This is a genomic window from Methanosarcina sp. WH1 (genome assembly GCF_000970005.1).
In the GTDB taxonomy this organism is placed as follows: Archaea; Halobacteriota; Methanosarcinia; order Methanosarcinales; family Methanosarcinaceae; genus Methanosarcina.
Genome location: NZ_CP009504.1, coordinates 637127 through 659167 on the forward strand (window position 1 = coordinate 637127; position 22041 = coordinate 659167).

General features: G+C 42.9%; 20 protein-coding genes. 7 read left to right on the top strand and 13 right to left on the bottom strand.

Going from position 1 to position 22041, the window contains the following annotated elements:
- Positions 1-169 precede the first annotated feature (169 nt).
- Positions 170-2335 (bottom strand): DUF2298 domain-containing protein, encoded by a 2166-nt coding sequence (locus MSWH1_RS02845; protein ID WP_048125908.1) that lies wholly within the window; start codon positions 2333-2335, stop codon positions 170-172.
- Between the two features lie 388 nt (positions 2336-2723).
- Between MSWH1_RS02845 and MSWH1_RS02850 the strand changes: the two genes are divergently transcribed.
- Positions 2724-4163: an aldehyde dehydrogenase gene (locus MSWH1_RS02850; protein WP_048125911.1), complete on the top strand. Its 1440-nt coding sequence runs from the start codon at positions 2724-2726 to the stop codon at positions 4161-4163.
- Between the two features lie 71 nt (positions 4164-4234).
- On the opposite strand, the gene MSWH1_RS02855 is transcribed toward MSWH1_RS02850, so the two are convergent.
- From MSWH1_RS02855 to MSWH1_RS02870, 4 genes are all read right to left on the bottom strand, one after another.
- The gene (locus tag MSWH1_RS02855) at positions 4235-4432 is read right to left on the bottom strand and encodes a zinc ribbon domain-containing protein (protein ID WP_048125913.1); all 198 of its coding nucleotides are present in this window, start codon (positions 4430-4432) and stop codon (positions 4235-4237) included.
- Between the two features lie 14 nt (positions 4433-4446).
- Positions 4447-4893: an IS200/IS605 family transposase gene (gene tnpA / locus MSWH1_RS02860; protein WP_048125915.1), complete on the bottom strand. Its 447-nt coding sequence runs from the start codon at positions 4891-4893 to the stop codon at positions 4447-4449.
- Between the two features lie 288 nt (positions 4894-5181).
- Positions 5182-5451 (bottom strand): DUF3303 domain-containing protein, encoded by a 270-nt coding sequence (locus tag MSWH1_RS02865; RefSeq protein ID WP_048125918.1) that lies wholly within the window; start codon positions 5449-5451, stop codon positions 5182-5184.
- A gap of 384 nt (positions 5452-5835) precedes the next feature.
- Positions 5836-7143, bottom strand: coding sequence for an NAD(P)/FAD-dependent oxidoreductase (locus MSWH1_RS02870; protein WP_048125920.1), 1308 nt, complete (start codon positions 7141-7143; stop codon positions 5836-5838).
- Between the two features lie 260 nt (positions 7144-7403).
- Between MSWH1_RS02870 and MSWH1_RS02875 the strand changes: the two genes are divergently transcribed.
- Positions 7404-10118, top strand: a complete 2715-nt coding sequence (locus tag MSWH1_RS02875; protein ID WP_052722542.1) for a cation-translocating P-type ATPase — start codon at positions 7404-7406, stop codon at positions 10116-10118.
- 76 nt (positions 10119-10194) lie between these two features.
- Here MSWH1_RS02875 and MSWH1_RS02880 read toward each other — a convergent pair whose 3' ends face one another.
- From MSWH1_RS02880 to MSWH1_RS02890, 3 genes are all read right to left on the bottom strand, one after another.
- Complete coding sequence (locus MSWH1_RS02880; RefSeq protein WP_048125925.1) at positions 10195-11376, bottom strand: cation:proton antiporter; 1182 nt, start codon at positions 11374-11376, stop codon at positions 10195-10197.
- A gap of 69 nt (positions 11377-11445) precedes the next feature.
- On the bottom strand, positions 11446-12093 hold the full coding sequence (locus MSWH1_RS02885) for an HPP family protein (RefSeq protein WP_052722543.1): 648 nt from the start codon (positions 12091-12093) through the stop codon (positions 11446-11448).
- Between the two features lie 382 nt (positions 12094-12475).
- Positions 12476-14122: a flippase activity-associated protein Agl23 gene (locus tag MSWH1_RS02890; RefSeq protein WP_048125927.1), complete on the bottom strand. Its 1647-nt coding sequence runs from the start codon at positions 14120-14122 to the stop codon at positions 12476-12478.
- A gap of 80 nt (positions 14123-14202) precedes the next feature.
- On the opposite strand from MSWH1_RS02890, the gene MSWH1_RS02895 reads away from it, so the two are divergent.
- From MSWH1_RS02895 to crcB (MSWH1_RS02910), 4 genes are all read left to right on the top strand, one after another.
- A complete protein-coding gene (locus tag MSWH1_RS02895) occupies positions 14203-14496 on the top strand; it encodes a ubiquitin-like small modifier protein 1 (RefSeq protein WP_048125928.1) in 294 nt (97 codons plus the stop codon).
- A gap of 20 nt (positions 14497-14516) precedes the next feature.
- Positions 14517-15707: a gephyrin-like molybdotransferase Glp gene (glp, locus tag MSWH1_RS02900; RefSeq protein WP_048125931.1), complete on the top strand. Its 1191-nt coding sequence runs from the start codon at positions 14517-14519 to the stop codon at positions 15705-15707.
- 142 nt (positions 15708-15849) lie between these two features.
- On the top strand, positions 15850-16230 hold the full coding sequence (crcB, locus tag MSWH1_RS02905; protein ID WP_048125933.1) for a fluoride efflux transporter CrcB: 381 nt from the start codon (positions 15850-15852) through the stop codon (positions 16228-16230).
- Positions 16231-16233: 3 nt separating this feature from the next.
- Positions 16234-16602 (top strand): fluoride efflux transporter CrcB, encoded by a 369-nt coding sequence (gene crcB, locus MSWH1_RS02910; RefSeq protein WP_048125935.1) that lies wholly within the window; start codon positions 16234-16236, stop codon positions 16600-16602.
- Positions 16603-16893: 291 nt separating this feature from the next.
- Here crcB (MSWH1_RS02910) and MSWH1_RS19560 read toward each other — a convergent pair whose 3' ends face one another.
- A complete protein-coding gene (locus tag MSWH1_RS19560; protein ID WP_197074012.1) occupies positions 16894-17067 on the bottom strand; it encodes a DUF5350 domain-containing protein in 174 nt (57 codons plus the stop codon).
- A gap of 479 nt (positions 17068-17546) precedes the next feature.
- Between MSWH1_RS19560 and MSWH1_RS02915 the strand changes: the two genes are divergently transcribed.
- Positions 17547-18266, top strand: a complete 720-nt coding sequence (locus tag MSWH1_RS02915) for a YkgJ family cysteine cluster protein (protein ID WP_048125937.1) — start codon at positions 17547-17549, stop codon at positions 18264-18266.
- 39 nt (positions 18267-18305) lie between these two features.
- Here MSWH1_RS02915 and MSWH1_RS02920 read toward each other — a convergent pair whose 3' ends face one another.
- From MSWH1_RS02920 to MSWH1_RS02935, 4 genes are all read right to left on the bottom strand, one after another.
- Positions 18306-18992 carry a 2,5-diamino-6-(ribosylamino)-4(3H)-pyrimidinone 5'-phosphate reductase gene (locus tag MSWH1_RS02920; RefSeq protein WP_048125939.1) on the bottom strand — a complete coding sequence of 229 codons (687 nt, stop codon included), beginning with the start codon at positions 18990-18992 and terminating at the stop codon, positions 18306-18308.
- Between the two features lie 228 nt (positions 18993-19220).
- Positions 19221-20075 carry a CBS domain-containing protein gene (locus MSWH1_RS02925; RefSeq protein ID WP_048125941.1) on the bottom strand — a complete coding sequence of 285 codons (855 nt, stop codon included), beginning with the start codon at positions 20073-20075 and terminating at the stop codon, positions 19221-19223.
- Positions 20076-20159: 84 nt separating this feature from the next.
- Positions 20160-20612, bottom strand: coding sequence for a universal stress protein (locus MSWH1_RS02930; protein WP_048125943.1), 453 nt, complete (start codon positions 20610-20612; stop codon positions 20160-20162).
- 21 nt (positions 20613-20633) lie between these two features.
- Positions 20634-21743 carry an amidohydrolase family protein gene (locus MSWH1_RS02935; RefSeq protein ID WP_048125944.1) on the bottom strand — a complete coding sequence of 370 codons (1110 nt, stop codon included), beginning with the start codon at positions 21741-21743 and terminating at the stop codon, positions 20634-20636.
- Positions 21744-22041: the final 298 nt, after the last annotated feature.

The window sequence follows — 22041 nt, forward strand, 5'->3', positions numbered from 1 at the left end:
GGTTTTTTTTGCCTGAGCCATTTTTTCTCTGAAAAACAGACAATTATAATGTCCCTTTTACGTAATGTCCCTTTTACGTAATGTCCCTTTTAAGTAATGTCCCTTTTACGTAATGTCCCTTTTAAGTAATGTCCCTTTTACGTAATGTCCCTTTTAAGTAATGTCCCTTTTACGTGCCTTTCTTTAATTTATATATTGTGACTGTATCCCGATAAACTGGTTCAAAATAGGTTTCATTCTCAAATTTATCCAGGTTTATGGAATACACCTGCTGTTCAAGTTTACCGATATACACATAGCTTACGTTATATTTATCCATAAGCTCCAGGGCTCTCTTTTCATTGCCAGTGCAATAAATCGAGCGAACATCTTTTATCCTCTTTTCCACTTCTTTGTGGTTTCTTCCCCAGAACCTCTCGTGTCTTGTCCACCCGATGACTGTGGGGAGCCCGGTATTTGCAGAGACCCTGGACGTGTAACTGTAACTGCTACCATCTTCAGAAGCTTCAAGAACTATCGGAGATCCTTTAATATTTTCCTGCATCCACCGTATGGCATTGTAATCTCCCCTATCCAGTTTCTTCATGTATTCTATCCCGTCAAGAGTGGGCCTGGCATTCGTATCATTAATTCTTGTAAAGGTTGATACTACAGGAAAAAAGACACAGGAAATAACTAGTAGCACAAGTACAGTTGACCATGCCTTCTTTATATAAGCCCCCTTCAAAAAAGCTCTATTTTCGGACTCACCCCGGTAACGGAAATGAAGTTCATAGTACGAATAAGAGGCTGCAATAGCAAGGAAAATCCATAAATGCATGTAAAATTTGAAAACCGTGTTCATACGGGCAAAATTGCCTGATATTGGGTCATCAAGAAAAACAACTTCGCATAGAAGGGCAATGAAGGCGGCTGTCGCTATTAGAAGAGATACAAATCCTGTCGTGCTTCTTTCCGGAAGATCCTTCAGGAATAAATACAGAGAAAGGACAAGCAGGGGAAAAAGGACCGCAATCAGGGGAATAGACCATGCAGCAGAAAGAAGTGCTGATACCCCTACCCATAGGATAAAAAACCCGATTTTTCTTCTGGAGTTCAGGCGAGGTACAAGGAAAGAGAAGGTTAAAAACAGGAAAAGTCCGAAAAGGATCAGGAATTTATCAATCGTTGTCCTGAGTTCCGGTACAACAAAATCAAATCCTCCTGCTGCTTGAGGGTTAAAGGACAGATAAAAGGGCAAATATGGCAGGAAGCTGAAGATAGAAACAAGAATGACTGATTTGGAAAATCCTGCAATGAAACCGAATAATTTTTTATTATGAATATAATGCCCGCAATAAAATGCAAAGATAACCAAAAGTGCCAGGCTGAAGTACACCGGGAAATCCCAGGAATTAGAGGGGAACAAAAAACCCAGAGCTATTGAAAATGTAATGAAGGCCAGGCTATTTTCAAATATTGTGTGTTCACTTTTCCTGAGGTAGATATTCAGGAGAAATACAAGTACAAGCAACTGAAACGGAATTGCAAGCAGATGAGGGTGCAGGTCCCCGTGTATGAAAGTGAAATATGGAAACTCGTTTATCGTAAAAGGAATAACTCTCGAACTGCTCCAGTAATACCCTCTTGAAACCTGTTCCTTGAGAACATACATGGATACGAATTCTATAAGTCCCTGCAAATTTCCAAGCAGCATCCCGGACCCCGCAGTAAGGAGTCCATACCGGATTTTACCATGAGTGAGGTTATACCCGATGCCGAAAAAGAGGTTGAAGGAAAGAGCAAAAGTAAAGGCAATTGCCAGGTTAAAAAGGATGGTAGGTTTGACAGCACTGAGTTTTCCCAGAACGCCCACGGAAAGATATCCGAAATAATAGTAAAAATCCAGAAACTCGCCTGCAAACCAGGGATCAGCCGGAGGAAAAGAGGAAGTCTTTATTACTACATTTAAAAAGGCAAAGTCCATAAATTTCTCGTGCATGTATATTTCCGGAAGGTGCACGCGTACAAGTAAGAAAAAAAAGAATCCTGCGAGGAACACGAGTTCATTGACGAGCAGAACTTTTCTTTCGGGGAAAATCTTCTGTTTCCGATAAAGACCAATTGACAGTAGGCAAGGAACAAGGAATGAGATCAAGATCGTAGTATGGTTAAAACCCCATATGTAAGAGAATATCCAGGAAAAATAGGCAACAAGTATAATTCCCAGAGTTTTTGCTGCCGAAGCACCCCTATCAGCCAGCCTGTTTCCAGCATTTCCAGCAAGTGGGATAGAAATCAAACCCAGGATCTCTATAATAAAAAACCATAAAATTACTTGAAGGCAATCTGACACTGTTCTCTGTACCTGCCTGTGAAAGTTATTCTTTTAGCTACTGACAAATTGCAGTCCGGAAAGTAAACTCCGACGTCAAATCCTGCAAAATGTCTTTCCTGACGTATTTAACCTCATGTAATCATCTGGAGTCCCACTCTTATTCTCCAGAAAAGTCTCTGAAGCCTCTTTGAGCCTTTTATGATAAGTGTCCCACAAGTCCGTTTTTTTTGTTTATGTCAGGAGATCCTGTATTTGATACAATGTAATTTGTAAATATACTTATATTTCTGTCGAACAGGAATTTGTTTTTCTTTTTACTCTCGCTGTATTCTTCGCCCCTTTCATTTAAACTATTATCTCAAAGTCATACTATTTTTTGTTAGTTTAAAATAGGTCTTCGCAAATAATGGTAGCTATGAAAATGCAGATTAACGGAAAAGCTGTGGAAGCATGCGGTGGCGAGTTTTTTGATGTTAAAAATCCTGCAACAGGTGAACTTATCGAGCAGGTTCCCCGGGGCACAGAAGAGGATGTGGCTTCAGCAGTCGAAGCTGCTTCATCAGCTTTCTCAGGCTGGGCTTCCGCATCTGCACAGCATAGGGGGGGAGTTTTTTACAGAGCTGCAGAAATTGTCCGGCAGAGGAAGGATGCGCTTGCTGCCCTGCTTACGCAAGAACAGGGAAAGCCTCTTGCAGAAGCCCGAAACGAAATAGAAGGTTTTGCACATGTCCTTGAATATTACTGCGGACTTGCAGGCAGCCTGCGAGGGGACTTCATTCCGGTCCCGGGAAATGGGTATGCTTTTACCGTAAAAAACCCTCTCGGGGTCTGTGCAGCCATAATTCCCTGGAACATGCCTGCTTTGATTATGGGCTGGAAAATTGCCCCTGCTCTTATTTCGGGGAATACTTTTGTGCTGAAACCGGCAAGTAACACTCCCCTTACAAACCTTACCCTTGCTTCTATTCTTGGGGAAGCCGGGTTGCCTGCAGGTGTGCTGAATGTGGTCACAGGACCTGGGGAGACAGCAGGAGAAAGTCTTGTTCGCAGTCCGGATGTAAGAAAAATTTCTTTTACAGGAGAAGCCCGAACCGGAAAACGAGTAGTTGAACTTGCAGCCCACGGGATGAAAAGGGTTACTCTTGAGCTGGGTGGAAGTGACCCTATGCTTGTGTGTGACGATGCCGATCTTGAAAGTGCTGCTGCTGGAGCCCTTAGAGGGAGGTTTTACAACTGCGGTCAGACCTGTACCGCTGTCAAGAGGCTGTATGTTTTTGAATCCATAGCTGAAGAATTCATAAAAAAGCTTGAAACAGGTGTTCGGAGCTTAAAAATAGGAAACGGGCTGGACAAAAATACTAATATTGGACCTCTTAACAATCGCCATCAGTGGGACTATATAAAAGAGCTCACAGCCGAAATTGAGGAGAATGGCGCAGGCAGGATAATTACCGGAGGAAAAGTACCTGCGTTCAAAGGTTCTGATAAAGGGTACTTCTTTGAACCTACCCTTGTTTCGGATGTACCCGAAGACTCCAGACTTTTGAAAGAAGAGGTTTTTGGGCCTTTGCTGCCCGTGGTGACGGTAAAAGACCTGGATGAGGCAATAGGGGAGGCAAACAGTGTCGGTTATGGGCTTGGGGCGTCCATCTGGACAAAAAATTTAGACCGGGCACGTGTAGGATGTGAACAGTTAAATGCAGGGATTATATGGATCAACCAGCATCTGAAGATAGCTCCCGAAGTTCCTTTCGGAGGAGTTAAAGAGAGTGGTTTTGGAAGAGAAAATGGACCTGATGCCCTTTCTGAATATCTGGAAACAAAAACCATAATGTTAAAGACTTGAAATAGAGCTGAGTAGTGAACTATCCCACCCTGTTTTCTGATGAAAGCGAGGACGGAACTTCCTTCGAGTGATTACGTCACCTGGATATTTGCAGTGATGCAAGTATCCATCTGTAATCCTGTTTGTTGAAGATTATCTGAAAAACTCTGATAGCCTGTCCACAAAGCATTCTGTGATAAGAATCGCTTCATGATATTGATAGCACTATTTCTATCTCTATCAATAACGTTTCCACAATCACATTTCATAGTTATTTCCCAAAGAGGCATATCGTGTCTTTTCTTCAGTTGGATTGATCTTTATCTTCTTCGTCAGATGCATATTTGCCTTGATTCTCCACATATTGCTTCAGTATATCTAAGGTTACTTGTCCTTCAAAGATTACTTGCCCTGTCGATGCGATAAAATACGATCTTGACCAGACTGTATCTTTCCATAACATAGTTTTTACTTCAGGGAAGTTTTTACGAATCTCCCTTGAAGTTATTGTTTTTATGGTGTTGATATATTTTGGAATATCAAGCGAAGGTTTTGCTGAAAATAATAAGTGAAAATAGTCTTCGTCACACTCTATATTCAGCACTTCAACATCGAATGTTTCACTTATGTTATAGATTTTAGTTTTTAGAAAATCAACAACTAAAGGGTTCGTTAGAGCTTTTCTCCTATATTTCACATACTGAATTAAATGATAATGGGGTGAATATAAAAAATGGCCCTTAAGATCCAGTTTTTACTATATAGTTATATTTATATTGATGTAACTATAAGTATTAATAATTATGTTACTGTTGTTTTGTAGAAGTTGATGGCTCTCATCCCCCACCTACCAGCCTTCGGCTGTCGAGGAAGGGGACTTCCCGCCTTAGAGTTAAAGAATAGAATTTGATAAAACAGAATTGAATAAGTCCCTTTGCTTTAGAACTATAATATAAAGATTTTCGATGAGCCTCGATCAGCCGGCTCACCGACTTCCTTTTAGAAATTGATTAATGAACTGATATCTTTTCCTTGTAGCTTACTTTTTGTACTTGGGCAGAAGCTGCATGAATTCTGAAGCTTCCATTACGGGGACGCTGTCAATCACGCAGACATCTGACCAGGGCAGGTTGAAGGCTCCGTAAGCCTCGGCACTTTCTGCTTCGTAAAGAATGTAATAGCGGTTTCCGGAAAGGTCAACCCACTGGTTGATGACATCAATTCCCTCAGGAATGTTCAGTTTCTTGAAGTGTTCAAGGATCTTATCGCGATTCTCAGGGTCCCAGGTACTAACGTCCATGAATAACATCTTATACCACTCCTTTTATTTTTTATGCCGCCCATACCCCTTCCTGGAAGCTCAGGCAGCCTCTATTCAGCATGCGGGTTCTTTATTGAGAGCTCAACCTTAAGGAAAACATGTGTGTTCCCCTCTACCATCCCCTTACAGGTATGACCTGTGTGCCCCCAAAAAGCCGGTTTACGGCAGAATTCAGAACATTTTTTTAGTTTTCTCTGTCTCTCCTTTATCTGTCACTCCCAAATCCCCATGAGTGACAAATCCGGTAAGACAGGCAGCCTTGCAGAAAGAAGTTCTACAGGCACAAACAGTATAATATCATCCCTTAGGCTATATAATAGTTCGTCCGAAGGGATTGTTTTGAGTTAAATATTCTCATTAATATACATAACTTTATTTTTCTTTCGTCAGCAGTTCGGCTGATTCAAACCCGGCTTTTACCGAACCGTTCATACTCCTTTCCGGATAATTGGTTGAGGAGAACATACCTGCAAGGTAAAGCCCGGATGGGCCTGCAGCAAAAGGAAGTACATTTTTAAGATAGCCCTGTTCGTATACAGGAGCGGTATCTGTTCTGCGGTAGAGCTTCGTCCAGCGAACCCATTCTCTTGAGAATTCGGGAAACATTTTTTCGAGCCCGCTTAGATAAGAATCAAGAATATTTTCTTCTTTTTGAGTCCAGAGGGCACTCTTTTTGTCCTGGAAATAGGACGTCACATAGACCAGATGTTCCCCATAGTCTTCAAGAGGCAAATAATTGGTGTGTTCGATTACAGCTCCAAAAGGCACATCGGCTTTTATGTTTAACCAGTAATTCCCGTCTTCCATAAGCATCCTGTCAAGCCCTATCAAAGCACACGCCGTCCCTTGATAACGGATATTTTGCAGGGAATCATGCAGAAGCTCAAGCTTGCCTCCGGTGATCCCATCCAGCACCAGTGGTTCTACGGTAGAAATAACTGCATCACAGGCTATAAAATCCCCGTCCACTACTACTCCCTGTACGGCATTGTCTTTGATCACAATTTCCGTTACTTCCTTATTTGTTCGAATCTCTCCCCCATTTGTAGTTATTTCCCCTGACAGGGCTTCCAGAAGATAGTTAAAGCCTCCTCTCATGTACCCCAGTTTTTCTCCTTCTTTTCCCCTATCCGACCTTATTTTCACCCTCCCGATTAGCCAGGCAGCAGATACGTTTTCAGCATTGTCTCCGAATTTACTTTTCATCAAGGGAGCAAAAAAGTTTTCATACACCGACATTCCTGCAGTATCAATTATCCAGTCCTTTGCCTTTATTTGATCATAGGATACAGTGTCTTTTATCAATCTTATCCTTAAGACCAGCAGGCCAAGTTTTGCCAGGTCAAGAATGGAAAGAGGGCTAAAGTGTAAGATCTCAAGAGGTGTGTTCATGGGATAGTTCTTACCATCCACGAAATAGGCGTTTTTTGCTTCCAGCCACAGCATCTGCTTTTCAAGCCCAAGTTCCTTTATAAGGGCAAGAAGTTCCGCATCACTCCTGAATATATGGTGGTAGTACCTTTCAATAAAGTATTTTTTTCCGGAATGTTCCAGAGAGTAGCTTGCTGCCATTCCCCCAATATCCGGATCTTTTTCAAAAATGATTACTTCGTTAGATTTACAGAGCCTGTAACCTGCTGACAAACCGGCAAGTCCACTTCCGATTATTACTATCTTCATGGATACTTTTTCCCTCTATTCATTAATTTTTAAGCTAATTTTGAGAATTGGGCTTCATAACTCTATAATTTCTATATAGAGAAACAGATAAATTCCAAATCTTTTTTACAGGAAAAGCTCTTGTAGAACTATAAATTACAAAAAACCCCTTTGCACATCGATATGTATAACCGCTATATATACATTAAACTCATTTATATTATAGCACAGTACATACTGAGTGCAGAGATATCGGGTTACAAAAAGACGAGGACCAGGGTTTGTACTACGATCAGGAAATTAGCTTGGTTTTTGAGGAGCTGAAGACATCAGAGGAAGGGCTGAGCTCCGGAGAAGCTGAAAAAAGACTGGATGAGTATGGGAAAAACGAACTTAAAGAAAAAGAAAAAGTCTCTGTCTTTCGTCTCTTTCTTTCACAATTTAAAAGTATTTTAATTTTTATCCTGATTATTGCTTCCATTGTTTCGGCTTTACTTGGGGAATCCATTGACGCAATAGTGATTTTATTTACTGTTTTTCTTGCTGGAGTTCTCGGTTTTGTGCAGGAGTACAGAGCTGAAAAAGCAATTGAACTCCTTAAATCCCTGACGTCTCCGGAAGCAGCTGTAATAAGGAATGGAACTGAAAAAAAGATCCCATCATCAGAACTGGTTCCAGGGGACATAATTCTGCTTCAGACCGGAGACCGCATTCCTGCAGATGCCAGGATAATTAAAGAGTTCAACCTTAAAGTTGACGAATCCTCGCTAACCGGGGAATCCGTGTCTGTACAGAAAATTGCCGATTCTCTGCCGGTAGACACTTCTGGAGCTGACAGGAAGAACATGGCCTATGCAGGGACTGCAGTTGCCTATGGAAGAGGAAGGGCTGTTGTCACGGCAACAGGCATGAATACCTCTTTTGGAGAACTTGCCGGGCTTCTTGGGACAATAGAAAGGTCCAAAACCCCTCTGCAGGAAAGCCTCGATAAATTCGGCAGATGGATTGGCGGGGCAACTCTTCTAATTGTAGCTTTTGTTGCAGTTCTCGGGGTTCTTTCCGGCTTTCCCCCTCTTGACATGTTTCTCTGGGGCGTTGCACTTGCAGTTGCTGCTATACCTGAAGCCCTCCCGGCGGTTGTGACAGTAGGGCTCGGGCTCGGAGTAAGGCGCATGGTTAAAAGGCATGCCCTGATCAGAAAACTGCCTTCTGTAGAAACACTTGGGGCTACAGATGTAATCTGTTCTGACAAAACAGGCACGCTTACTCAGAACAAAATGACAGTTGAGAAAATATATGTTAATGGGGAGATCCTCAATGTCACGGGAAATGGATATAATCCCGAAGGACAATTTCTAAAAGGAGATTCCGAAGTAGCAGAGGACGATATACATCTTCGGATTCTTTTGCTGGGGGCAGCTCTCTGCAACGATTCAAACCTTTATAAAGAAGAAGATGGATGGAAAATTACAGGAGACCCGACAGAAGCAGCTCTTATGGTTGCTGCTGCAAAGGCTGGATTTGAAAAATTCGGGCTTGACCGGAAATATCCACGGCTTGGGGAAATACCTTTCTCTTCCGAAAGTAAGAGAATGACCACTTTCAATAAACTGGGGGACAGTCCGGGCAGCTTTCTGAATTCCGAGCTTGCAGCTTTTTCAAAAGGAGCTCCGGAGGTTATTCTTGGTTCGTGTACGAAGATTTTTCTCGACGGTGAAATAAAGGCTTTAACTCCTGAGCAGAAACAGGAGATCTCCGAGCAGGTTAGAGAACTTGCTGATCAGGCTCTGCGGGTTATGTCTCTTTCTTTCCGGCCGCATGAAAAAGGCTTCTCTTTTGAAAAAGTCTCTTCAGGGGAAATCCCTGCAGAGAAGATCGAAGAAGACATGGTCTTTTCAGGATTAATTGGCATGAGAGACCCACCCAGAGAAGAAGCAAAAGCTGCAATCAAAACCTGTGAGGATGCCGGCATTAAGACTGTAATGATAACAGGAGACCATAAGGTTACAGCAGCTGCAATTGCGCGAGAACTCAGAATTTTGAAAGAAAACGATCTCACTCTTACCGGTTCAGAACTTGACAGCCTTGAAGAGAGTGAATTTGAGGACAAAGTTGAAAGGGTCTCAGTTTACGCCCGCGTTTACCCTACCCATAAACTGAGGGTAGTTGAAGCTCTTAAAAAGAAGGGCTATGTTGTGGCGATGACCGGGGACGGGGTAAATGATGCTCCTGCCCTGAAAGCTGCGGATATGGGCATTGCAATGGGCATTACAGGCACCGATGTGAGCAAAGAAGCTTCAAGCATGATCCTTACAGATGATAACTTTGCGTCCATTGTCTCGGCAGTAGAAGAAGGACGAAATATTTTTAAAAATATCAAAAATTTCATCACTTACGGACTCACAGCCCATATCGGGGAAGTCCTGATCGTCCTCATTGCAATTCTGGGCTGGCAGATGCTGCCTTTGCTTGCCGTACAGATCCTGTGGATCAATCTTATTACAGATGGGCTTCCTCCTATGGCTCTGTCTGTTGAACCTCCTGACAGGGGGCTTATGAAACAGAAACCCCGGAACGTTGAGGAAGGGCTTATCACCCGCCGTGAAATCGTTGCCGGGATGGGGTTAGGAGGGCTTATCGCTTCACAGGCACTGATAGTTTTAGTCTGGGCTCTTGACAGCGGTTTCCCGATTTCGAAACTGCAGACTATGATCTTCACCCTTGTGGTCTTTTCAGAGATGTTCAACGCCTTCAACTGGCGTTCTGACAGGTATTCGGTTTTTTCTCTCGGGCTCTTTACAAACAAAGCTCTGGTCTTTGCGGTTCTGACTACGGTGATTCTGCAGTTGATGGTGGTTTATATTCCCTTCTTCCAATTTGCTTTCCGGACAGTCCCCCTTTCCCTTTCTGAGCTGGGAATCATACTGGCTTTAGCTTCCACCACACTCATCTCGATGGAGATTGTAAAGTACCTGAACGTAAGGAGAGCCCACTGACCAAAAAAGATGTGAGTTCATCCGGCTCTCTGCATTATACAACCGGGTTCATGTCCCTCATTCCTGATTAAAACCGTCATGCTTTGATCCTATCATCGGTCTTATTTTTTCTTTCAGTTTGGATCGCAAACTTCAAAAGCGGAGGTGAAATCAGGATGGATATAATTACCATAAAAACCATCGCTGAGAATATTTCCTCGCCGATGATCCCCGTGCTCCTGCCTATAGTCAGCACCACAAGTTCTATCCCTGCCCTTGGCATGACTCCTATCCCGAAGATAAGGCTTTCATAAAAATCAAAACCTATAACTTTTGATCCTATAAAGCCCCCTATTAGTTTTCCAGAGAGGGCTAAGAGGATAATCAGGGGAATCAAAATACCTGCATTTACCAGGTCGTAAAGGTCAATTGAAAAACCTATAAAGGCAAAAAAAAGAGGGATCAATATCCCGTAAGCCAGCCCTTCTACTTTGCTCTGTACGTCCTGGATTTTGGCAAGAGGAATTTCCGAAATTAAGACTCCTCCTATAAACGCCCCTATTGTTACATGGAGCCCAAAAAACTCTGCAAGATAGGCAGAAAAAAGAGCTACAATAACCACAACGGAAAATACTGCTTCTTTTTCATGCATTTTCTGAGCATAGACAAAAATCCTGGGGAAAAAATACTTCCCAAGGATATACATAATCAGCAGAAAGAGCAGGATTTTTCCTGCAATTGTAAGAAAACCTAGAACTGAAGGAATGCAGTTAAAACGGGCAAAAGTAATCACTATGGAAAGCAGAGATATCCCTACAATATCATCAAGGATTGCCGAGAAGAGCATTATTGTTCCGGGTCTGCTGGAAAGATAGTTCTGGTCTATAAGAGTATTGAGCACTGTTCCTATGCTTGTCGGACAGAAAGCAACTGCTATAAAGAGGCTTTGAAGAAAACTGAAATTAAAGATTTTCCCAAGCCCGAAACCGAAAAAAAAAGCAAAAACCACCTGTGAAAATGTAGGAACAAAAGCAACTAATACTGCAGGTTTCAGGTCCCTTAAGCGCACTTCTTTATATCCTGCAGTAAAAAGCAGGAAAATAGCTCCAAGCTGAGCAAAGAAAGCGATTACCACGGTTTCTACGTTAACAAAAAGTACTCCAAGTAAGATGCCTGCAAGAATTTCTCCCATGACTGAAGGGAAACCTGCTCTTTCTGACGCCTCACCCAGAATTTTCACACTGAAAATAAGAAATAGTATCTGAAACAGAGCACTCACTGCTGTTAGTCCTCCACTTTCTTCTCCTGTTCTTTGCCTGAACTTCCATTTTCTCGGAGTTTACCATTCTCAGAGCTTATCTGGATTTTTTCTTCTCCTGCAAATCTCTTTTACGAGATCTTTCTTGGAGATAATTCCTGCCAGTTTTCCATTATCGTTGACGCAGACACGGTCAAACCTGTGCTTCATCATCAGGTCCGAAGCGTCTTTGAGCGTAGCGTCAAGAGAAATTGTCACCGGGTGTGTAATCATTATGTCTCCAGCTTTTCCTCCAAGAGACCTTATAGCCGTAAGAGGGGTATGTTTTGATCTGGGAACCAGGCATAAGAGCAAGATTTCAAGAACGACGTCAAGATCAATGATTCCCACAAGCTCATTTTTCTCATTCACTACTGGAAAAGTATGGTAGGGGAACTTCCCAAAAAGTGAAAAGACTTCTTCCATAGGAGTGTCTTCCCGTACCGTGACCACGTCTCTGGTCATGAGTTCTTTAATTGTTATCCAGAGGCAGCTCTCAAATCTTTCGCCTGTCTGTTCGGATGGCATAAAGTCTTCCAGAAACTCTCCAAGAGTATCGGATAATCCTTCTTCCTTTTCCGAAACTTTTTCCAGAGGTTTCTCTATTCCTTTTTTTCCTCCTCCCCCTTCTTCATTACTGTTTCCTTGAGAGAAGCCCATTCCTGCAAGATTATTTGTTAAAAAGGATATTTTGCCCATAAACAACTCCTATTTAAGGATTCTCCCCTTTTTACATATTATTTGTGTTCGCTTATGGAAATCAGTTGATTTATTCCGAGTCCAAAAAGGGAGACTTTCAGAAATCTCTCCCTGCGCCGCTCGGGGGATGCAGCCGGTCCTCCGTCCCGATAAATAAAAAATTGAAAGCCAGTATCGCGATCAAGAGAAAATATACTGAAGAAATGTCCCACTGAAGAAATGTCCCCCGTTTGAGAGAATACTTCCCCTAACTCCGAGAACCTTTTTTTTAATTCACAGGTAAATACAGGTGTTTTTACATGCTGGCTTCTGGCTCAACTTGGGAAGCAATCGGGATTCATCTGCTCATAAACCTTCAGTCGGAACCCCCTGAGTCTTTATCTCAGGGGTAGTTGACTTCAAGTTTCTTCTTATAATAGAGGGCGAAATCCCTTCCCGGACGTAGAGTAAAGTTGTAAGAGGAGTACTCTTCTTCAGAGATTTCCCTGTACATATCATAGGATGCGGGCACAATAATAGCATCGTATTTACTGCTCGCTGGAGGTTTTGAAGTATATCCTATTTTTTCGTAGTCCCGCAGGTACCAGGGCAGGGGCCAGTACAGTTTATTCGGGTCAACCACGTAAAGTCTCAGAGTTTCAGGCTTTCGGTCAAATCCCTCTATTTTTTCCATGAGCTCCCGAATATCCGGAGAAGCCTGTGTGTACGTCATCAGTTCTGCTGGCTCCATGCTCCTATAGTAATTTACCGAAATACACTGGCTCAGGGAAATTATCAGGGCGAGTGCCAGAATCCCTGCTGTTACATTGCGGGCTTTTCCGGAGTGTTTTACCCTGAGAGGAGGCTTCGGGCCTGTCAGAGGGCTTATACTTCCTCCCAGATGCTCCTGTTCCGGCACTACAGATTCGGTATTTCGGGAAAATATCTCTCCCAGATAAGCTCCTGCCAGGATCCCGAAAGGCAGGACGATATGTACGACGAGCCAGGGGACTTTTTCCTGGAGATAGGAATAGAGCAGCAGGCTGGTAAAGGCCCAGTAACAAAGGAAAAAGAAAAATGAAGCGTTCTGCCTTTTATTTTTCAGGAAATGGAAAAATCCTGCAGCTCCAAAGATTACAACCGGGATCTCATATCGTAGAAGAATGGGGATATAATAGTAAAAGGGTCCTCCTATCCTCTCTATCCTGTGCATTGCCAGCCAGTGAGTAAAAGCCCTTTTTACGATTGAGAAAAGGGAAATATCGTTCCTGAAAAAGCTTGTATAAAAATACATTATTATGAAAATGGAGAACACCCCTGAAATAAGAATTTCAGGGAGGAAGGGTAAAAGAACCGAAGCTTTGCGGAGGAGGGTCTTTTGCAAACTCAGTTTTTCCCTCTTCCAGCTTGAGTAAATCCAGTATAGTAAGCCCATCCCGGCATAAGCTCCGAATATAAGTATGATAATATAGGCGTTTTCCTTTGCAGTTACAGCAAGGGCAAGGGAGGAGGCTGTCAGGATAAGGTAAGGGTACCTCTTTGAGCTGTGGATATTGTCAAGATAGCGGAAGGCACCTATAACAGCCGCCAGGGTGCAGAAAACAATTATCATATCGTTTCTGAAGAACCTTGATATGTAGACCATGCTTGGAGAAAATGCAAGCAAAAACATTGACCAGAGCACTCCGCTCTTTCCCAACTCTTTTTTCAGCAAAAAAAGCAGCAAAATAGTTGCCACTCCGAAAAAGACCGGGACCAGGCGGGCTGTTGTATCGTTTATTCCCAGGAAATGGAAGACGACTGCAGTAGAATGGAAAAGAAAGGGACCGTGGTAGGCTGGATTATAACTGTACTCTCCGCTTTCAAGCAGTTTAAGGGTAAAACTACCGTGTACGCTTTCATCATGATGGAAAACTCTCTCTCCAAGCTCAAATAGCCTGAGAGCCAGGGCAAAAAAAACGATCAGAAGCCCTAAAAGCCTGTACTTTGTATCAGAGAGCCTCAAAGAATTTGCCGAGTCATTCAAATCATCGTATGGACTTTTCTGCATCGTTTCCCAAACCTTCCGGTGATGGCTGCTCCTTATAAGGCATAGGTATATTTAAGGAATAGGATGAAATAGTCTTCTTCATGGCTGAAGTAAAAATTAAGTTATTTGCAAATCTGCGTGAGGCAGCAGGCACACCTGAACTCCTGCTTTCCGGAGAAAAGGTTATTGATGTCCTTTTATCCCTCACAGACAAACATTCCGAGTTAAAAGGTCTTATTTTTGAAAAAAGCGATGAAAAAGGTGATAGCCCGGTCCTTTGCGGCTCAATTAATGTCCTGGTTAACGGGAACAATGTCAGACATCTGGAAGGGCTTGATACTCTCCTTAAGGACTCAGATGAAATTGGAGTTCTACCTCCCGTTTCAGGCGGCTGATTTTTTCAGGGGGCAGGAGTATGGGCAGGATATTTAAAGAACGTACTTCAGTTGATGAAGCTTTACGGCTTTTCCTTGAAAGCATTTCTCCTCTCAGGCACACAGAAGAAGTCTCACTTGAAGCCTGTGCAGGTAGAGTACTTGCAGAGGTTGTAGTTTCCAGGAGGGATGTTCCTCATTACAGGCGTGCTGCAATGGACGGATACGCTGTCAGGGCATCCGATACCCCGGGTGCTTCCCCTGCAAATCCCGTGCTTTTACAGCTTTCTGACAGTATAGAGGAAGGGACCTCTATGTGGGTCCATACCGGAGCCGTGCTGCCGGAAGGAGCTGATGCGGTTGTAATGGTTGAGGATACTGTTACGGTCGGGAACCTGGTTGAAATCCGAGCTCAGGTGCATCCGGGGAGGAATGTGGGACAGGTAGGAGAGGATATTAAAAAAGAAGATCTGGTTTTTGAGGAAGGGCACCTCCTTCGCCCCTGTGATGCTGCAGTACTTGCCTCTCTCGGACTGAACAGGATAAAAGTTTTCCGTAAACCGGTGGTTGCAGTCATCCCCACAGGAGATGAGCTGGTGAGTCGAAAAAAAGCAGGAGAAATTCCTCCGCCGGGAATGGTGCTCGAGACGAATGGACTTATGGCTACCCTCTATGTGGAGAAGTGGGGCGGAATTTCCAGATATGCAGGTATCGTGCCTGACCAGCCTGAGAGCATAAAAGAAGCGATAGAGGCAAATCTGGATGCCGATATGGTCCTTATCTCAGGCGGAACTTCAGTTGGTAAAAGGGACCATGCACCCGAGGTTGTCGAATCCCTGGGAAAACTGCTTGTACACGGTGTAGGAGTTAGCCCCGGAAAGCCAGTAGCCCTTGGAGTCATAGATAATATTCCTGTGGTTTGCCTTCCAGGCTATCCGGTTGCCGGACTTGTTGCTCTATACCTTTTTGTCCGCCATGGAATCCGAAAGCTGGGTTCCATACCAGAAGTACCGGAATTTGTCCTTAGAAAGCGTCTGGCTGCAAAAATAAGTTCAAAAATAGGGTATGTTAATTTTATCCGCGTCGTTTTTGAAGGGGACATGATACGCCCACTTATGGGAAAGGCAGGTGTCCTGAGTTCGGTTGCGAAGGCTGATGGCTATGTGCTCGTGCCTGAGAACCTGGAAGGCTATGAAGAGGGACAGGAAGTGAACGTCTACCTTATCGAGTAAAATCGAGATAGAAACATGTACAGCCATCTTTTACTAATTTTTCCTTCTCTGAATATGAATAATATTTTATACTAACAGGCGGTAATGGGAATGACATAACCGTCCTGTACTCCAATTTTTAATAATAATATCAGTGAAGAAAATGCCCTCTCCAGATAAAGAAATGGATAAGATTTTTTTAATAGGAGTCGGCGGCTTTCTAGGAGCCGTTTGCCGATTTTTGCTCTGTGAGCTTGTGGAAGGGCAGCTTGGCATCCTCTCTGTAAACGTACTTGGGAGTTTCTTGCTGGGCATGATAATGTACGACACTGAGTACCTGGGCTTCATAGGTCCTAAGGGAAGGATCGCATTCGGAACAGGGTTTATGGGAGCATTTACAACCTTTTCCACATTTGCAGTTCAGTCTTTCAGCATGCCTTTTATTCCTGCCCTTGAAAACGTCAGCGCCAATCTCTTTCTTACCCTTACAGGTGTGTTCTTCGGCAGGAGTGTTATAAAAGCCCTTTCAAGCAGGGAGATCTGAGACATGTTCCCCACTTCAGGCATCGGAGAACTCTTTTTGATAGGCACGGGCGGTTTCATAGGGGCATCTCTCCGCTATACGGTTTCAAGCCGTGTACCAATAATCCAGAATATCCCTGCAGGAACCCTTACAGTAAACCTTCTGGGCAGCATAGTTCTTGCACTCTTTACTTTTTCCTCTGAACCGGAATCAATGGTCTATCTGGTAAACATAGGAATTCTTGGCTCCTTTACAACCTTCTCCACCTTTGCCTATGAAACGTTCAGGTTGCTTGAGGACGGGCAAAACGTTTCATTTTTCCTCAATATCTTTCTAAATGTTATTCTCTGCCTTCTGGGTGTAAGCATCGCATATCTTGCCCTCATGCTTTAAGTTTGAATATATCGCCTGGGGAGGTTACTTAGGGCAGGTTAAAAAGATTGTTTAATGGCTATTTCAGTCGTCCTGCCCACTTTGAGTTATTATTTGAAAGCATCAGCTGTTAGAAATAGCGAATTAAAAATCCGGATTTGCAATCGAGTTGCCTTGGATGGGGTAATCTCTTGAGAATTAATGTAAAAAAAGACTATTATTTCTCTAAAAAATATAACTAAGTAGCTATAAAATTTAACTAAGTAGCTAAAAAATATAACTAAAAATGGTAAAATAGAAAAACCCTTAAAATCACTTTACAAGGGCTTTTGCAGATCTTCTTATGAAACGCCTCTTGTGACCTGAAGATGTGAAGCGCTGTGAAGGTCCGGGGTGTGCTTTTTGAGATTTCGATTTCTGGACCTTAATTACTCTGCCTTTTCTGCCTTTTACCTTTACCCAATCAATGCTGCCGGTTTTACCCATTATCATTCCTCGTTAATTTTGATTTGAATTTATTCTGTATTTGTTTTAACTTATAGTGATTTATTCACTATCATATTCGCCTTATTGCTGACCACTTCTGTTTGCCGCGGATTTTTTTCCTTCAGCAGTGTTTAAGCAAAGAGGTATTTTGATTCGATGATGTGTCAAATCGAAAATCTTTCAATTATCTTAATTGGAATACTTGATATTCCTTGAAGCCTGAAAGTAAGAAATTATAAGTTTCATCAAGCCTTGAGTTTATCATAAAGAGAAATGCTAGTAATTAAATGTTACGGACATTCCCCGAAATTCGGGCATAAAAATGTGGGAGATATGCACAAAATATAAATAATTCTACCTCCGGAAGATGCATATAGATCCATCTGAAACTGCATAGGTACCAGGATAATTCCAGAAAGGATGAAGAGCAGGATCGATGAATAGCAGGACAAATTTTAAATTATTATTTTCTGAAAAAGGTGATTTCCGTAAAAAATAATCTTATTGAAACCAGGCTTGCCGAAGTGCGAGAGGAACTTCTGGATTTGAAAAGCTTCCCTGAATCTGAATTTGTCGGCATAATCAAAGAACTGGGATTCAGGTGCGAACTCTGTGCCCGCTGCTGCACTAAAGAGTTTAACGACCATGTGTTTCTGCTTGATTCAGACCTGGATAGTATAAAGCAAATAGACCCGGATGCAATCACTCCTGCCCCTTATTACGAGTTTTGCGACCAGAAAGGCAGGTTTTACGTTTCCGGCTATGCTCTTAAAACAAAGCCTGATGGCTCCTGCATTTTCCTGGAAAATAAGAGGTGCAGGATTTATGAAGGGCGCCCTTTAATCTGCAGGGTATATCCTCATATGCTGCATAGGGAAGCTGATGAAACAGGAAAAGTAGACTGGCGGCAGATAAGCGGCTTAAACGAGCATGGAAGCTATCATTCAGAACTCGACAACTCGACATGTGAAGAACTTGCACAGGAGACTAGGGCGTATGAAGAAGCTTACCTTGTGCAGATGATTGGTTTTCTCGAAGCTATGAGGATTCACTTCAGGAAGAACCGCTTAAAACACGTCCAGAGTATATACGACCGCAAAATGAGGGAATTCCTTAAAGGGGAATGCGAACTGGAAGTTTTTGTATACTGCAAAGGTGGGTTTGAAATACAAAAACTCAGGCATAGATCATATAGGTAACCGGCAAAATTTTTGAAAAATAGTCAGAAAAGGAAAATTTCAGTTCCTTTTCCCTTTGACCTTCCACTTAAGAAGTATTCCGTCCTCAATTCTTTCAGCCGAAACCAATTCAAGTCCATAGAGTTCGGTTTCCTTAAAACCTTCCCCATCCATAAAAGTCGGGGCTGTTTTTCCTCCTATGATAAGGTTTCCAACGAAAGTGTAGATCTCGTCAACAAGGCCTGCGGAGAGCATACCCCAGTTAAGGGTTGCACCCCCTTCGACCATGAGGGTGTTTATGCCCATTTCCTTTAATGTTCCTGCAAGCTCTAAAAGGTCAACTTTAAGGTCTCCTGTTTTAATGACCAGAGCTTTTTCTTCCAGAGTTTTGATTTTTTCTGCAGGAGCTGAATTCGAAACAGCAATTATCCTGAGCCCTTCTCCTTTTTTGAATATATCGGCGTCCAGAGGGGTTCTTGCGGCACTGTCCACAATAATCCTTATCGGGCTTTCGCTTTTTCCGGCGGTTTTTCTGGCGGCTTTCCTTTCAGCAGATTTTACAGTCAGGCTGGGGTCATCGGCAAGTACGGTTCCTATCCCTACCATGATTGCATCTACCTGAGCTCTGAGTTCATCCACTCTCTCAAAATCAAGTTTTCCAGAGATCTTTACCTGCTTTCTCTCTTTTGTTGAGAGCTTGCCGTCAGCTGACATAGCAGAGTTTATAAAAATGAAGGGCCTGTCCATATTATGTCTCCTGAAGAAAAAGTCTTAAATTGAGAGGCACTTTGTATAAAAGTAGCTTTCCAGTATTCGAATTCTGGAATAGACATGGTATTTGACTTTAAGTTCGTTTTTCTTTCCGTTTTTTCGGGCTGTATTTATTTTTTGACTGAAATTGGTTTGAGCAGGGACCTGAACTATTTCTGACCCGGCTCAAAATTGTTTTCAGTCAGGCATGCATTTTAGCCTGGTTTATTCCGATTCTATCAGGGGCTTCAGGAGGTCATGGTCTCTTAAGAGACCCTGAAGCTTGCGGTTTGAATTAATGATTGGTATCTGGTCGATCCGGTTACGTTTCATTTTTCTTGCGCAGTCGCTGACAGATGCAATATATGTAGCTGTGATCGGTTCCCGGATCATGATGTCACTTCCAATCAGATTGGGGACCTTGATCCTGGACACGCTGTAGTAAATGCTCATGGTATCCCTCATGGATTCCCAGGTCCAGGCATCGTCATCCTGGCCTGCGGACATATCCGACATCTCCACGCTGTCTTCAATAACGCTTGCAGAGATAACGTCCCTGTCCGAGATAATCCCTATGAGTTCCAGGGTAGCATCAAGAACAGGCACAGCCTTGACCCCGGCAAGTTCCATGATCCTGGCTACAACAGGCAAAGGCGTATCACTGAAGATTGCAACTACTTCCTTTTCCACATAGTCCTTGATAGGAATGTCGATATTCATATCCGCAATTGTGCCTACAACGTCTGCAACCGTAACAAGCCCCACGAGTTTTCCATCATCGACGACCGGAAGTCTTCTAATACCGTGCTGCAGAAGCAGGCGTGCGGCAGTCTGCAGGTCCGATCCAGGGGATATGGTTATCGGGTCTCGTGTCATAAGAAGGGCCAGTTGTTCTTCTTCAGGGTTTTGTAACAGGTTTGTCCTGGTTACGATTCCTACTACTTTGGAATCTTTTAGTACCGGGACTCCTGAGATATGTTTATTCTTAAGAATTTTAAGAACTTCGTCCCTGGAACCTGGCAGGGTAGCGCATGCTACGTCCCTTACCATGATATCTTCTATGAAGATGTTTTTTGGCATATGATCTACACCTGTGTTGTCCTCTGAATCTTGGATTTTTTGATTATCGATACTTCTTCAAAAGGCTTCCAGTTGATAGCAATATCAGCTTGTTTCTCCACTCCGAACGACCATTACCGGAACTGTTGAGCCTCTAACTACCTTTTCTGCAACACTTCCCATAAGGAATCTGTCAAGTCCGGTTTTTCCGAGTGTTCCCATAACTATCAGGTCAACATTGTTATTCTCTGCGAACTCGAGAATCTCATTACTTGGGTGCCCTTCTTCGAGTACCTCCTTTACATCCACGCCTGCGGCATCTCCCTGTTTTTTCACTTCTGAGACTGCCTTTTCCCCTTCTTTCTTCAGGATTTCGTACATTGCTTCCCATCCGGTATCCATTGGTATTGACGAAAAAGAAGATGTGTCCACTACGTAAAGTGCGTGAACTGTAGCCCCACTGATTTTTGCAATTTCAATTCCGTAAGAAATTGCCTTCTGGTTATTCGCAGATCCGTCTGTTGCAATTACTATGTTCCGGTAAAATTCGCTCGTCATGTCTCTCTCTCTCCATTTGCTTTACGAATGAAGTACCGCTAATATATCATCGGGCCTCGCCCTCTTTGTGATTCCACTTATCGGGTTCTTTATCCCTGCCAGATTATTTGAATTCCCATTCAGGATCATCACATTAGCTTTATTCCCCTTTTCTATAGAACCCGTGGAGTCTGGCCCCATTACAAAAGAACCATTAAGTGTGCAAATTTTAAATACTTGTCTATCCTCGATCGAAAAGACTTTGGACATGAATTCCATTTCAGCAAACATATTTACAGAGTTTAACATTACATTATCTGTCCCTGCTGCTACCCTAATTCCAGCCTCAAGCATTTCAGCTATCGGTGCCATTCCCACCCCCGTTATGAAGTTTGACCTCGGGCAGACCACAACTGGAACTTTGGTCTGAGCTACTTCATCCAGGTCTTTTTTTGTGGCATGTGTTAGATGAACCAACAGGTCTGGCTCCAGGGAGAGGGCATTTTCAATGTCATTTCTGTTCTTTTCCCCTGCATGGATTGCAAAGAACTTTTTTCGATCTCGTGTGCAGGCTGTAATCTCCTGCAAGAGTTCCATATCGAGATCATTTGCTCCACTCATTCCAAGTCCATCAGAATGCAATAAAACCCTTCTTACTTCGGCAAGCACCATTTCCAGAGGTAACTGGGGTTCTGTAGGTCTACCAAATATAAGGGAATGCAGGTCCAGTCCCTCAAGAGCTTTATTCAGGGCTGCAACTCCTACAACTCCTCCTTCTCTAAAATCCGCAAAAGCACAGGTTCCGGTCTCAATCATATCCAGGAGAGACTTTTTAATGTACTCGATAAGTATTTTATAAGAAGTCTCCCTAAGAACCCTATGTTTTAATCCATCCGGCGGCTTTACCAGGGAGTCAAGATCTCTCTTGACCCGAAAACCGTAAGTTTTTCCCAGGGGTGGGTCTTTGCAAACTGAATCTCCGAGATGGGTGTGGGCATTGACAAAACAGGGCGCTATTATGTTTGTAGAACATGTATGCTCTTCTCCAATTTCCGTGATAATCCCGTTTTTAACACAGATGTACCCCTCTATAGGGTTCAGTTCAGAGCCTGCAATAATTTTTCCGGGAATTATCTGTTCAGTGCCGTACATATATATGCACTTCCGCTGCTCATCAAACGCCTGTGCTCAGTTTATGGAAGACCAATCATATACATCATATATATCTTTTCCTTAAGCCCTTTTTACAGTACTCAGACATTTTCTCTGTTTCGGACATGCCAGGACATTTTTCCTATTTTTTAAGCGGCTTCCTACAGATATATTCATATGATGAATATGTACATGAAGAATATTCATATGATGAATATGTACATGAAGAATATTCATATGATGAATATGCACATGAAGAGGTTCTTTTTACCGGCATATTTATAAGTTAGTATATATA

Excerpts from the sequence above, each read along its gene's own strand:
- MSWH1_RS19560 (WP_197074012.1), bottom strand. The coding sequence starts at position 17,067 with ATGGGTAAAACCGGCAGCATTGATTGGGTAAAGGTAAAAGGCAGAAAA.
- glp (WP_048125931.1), top strand. The coding sequence starts at position 14,517 with ATGGGCAGGATATTTAAAGAACGTACTTCAGTTGATGAAGCTTTACGG.
- MSWH1_RS02865 (WP_048125918.1), bottom strand. The coding sequence starts at position 5,451 with ATGTTATTCATGGACGTTAGTACCTGGGACCCTGAGAATCGCGATAAG.
- MSWH1_RS02885 (WP_052722543.1), bottom strand. The coding sequence starts at position 12,093 with ATGGGCAAAATATCCTTTTTAACAAATAATCTTGCAGGAATGGGCTTC.
- crcB (WP_048125935.1), top strand. The coding sequence starts at position 16,234 with ATGTTCCCCACTTCAGGCATCGGAGAACTCTTTTTGATAGGCACGGGC.
- MSWH1_RS02935 (WP_048125944.1), bottom strand. The coding sequence starts at position 21,743 with ATGTACGGCACTGAACAGATAATTCCCGGAAAAATTATTGCAGGCTCT.
- MSWH1_RS02855 (WP_048125913.1), bottom strand. The coding sequence starts at position 4,432 with ATGCCTCTTTGGGAAATAACTATGAAATGTGATTGTGGAAACGTTATT.
- crcB (WP_048125933.1), top strand. The coding sequence starts at position 15,850 with ATGCCCTCTCCAGATAAAGAAATGGATAAGATTTTTTTAATAGGAGTC.
- MSWH1_RS02870 (WP_048125920.1), bottom strand. The coding sequence starts at position 7,143 with ATGAAGATAGTAATAATCGGAAGTGGACTTGCCGGTTTGTCAGCAGGT.
- MSWH1_RS02850 (WP_048125911.1), top strand. The coding sequence starts at position 2,724 with ATGGTAGCTATGAAAATGCAGATTAACGGAAAAGCTGTGGAAGCATGC.
- MSWH1_RS02930 (WP_048125943.1), bottom strand. The coding sequence starts at position 20,612 with ATGACGAGCGAATTTTACCGGAACATAGTAATTGCAACAGACGGATCT.
- MSWH1_RS02920 (WP_048125939.1), bottom strand. The coding sequence starts at position 18,992 with ATGGACAGGCCCTTCATTTTTATAAACTCTGCTATGTCAGCTGACGGC.
- MSWH1_RS02925 (WP_048125941.1), bottom strand. The coding sequence starts at position 20,075 with ATGCCAAAAAACATCTTCATAGAAGATATCATGGTAAGGGACGTAGCA.
- MSWH1_RS02890 (WP_048125927.1), bottom strand. The coding sequence starts at position 14,122 with ATGCAGAAAAGTCCATACGATGATTTGAATGACTCGGCAAATTCTTTG.
- MSWH1_RS02895 (WP_048125928.1), top strand. The coding sequence starts at position 14,203 with ATGGCTGAAGTAAAAATTAAGTTATTTGCAAATCTGCGTGAGGCAGCA.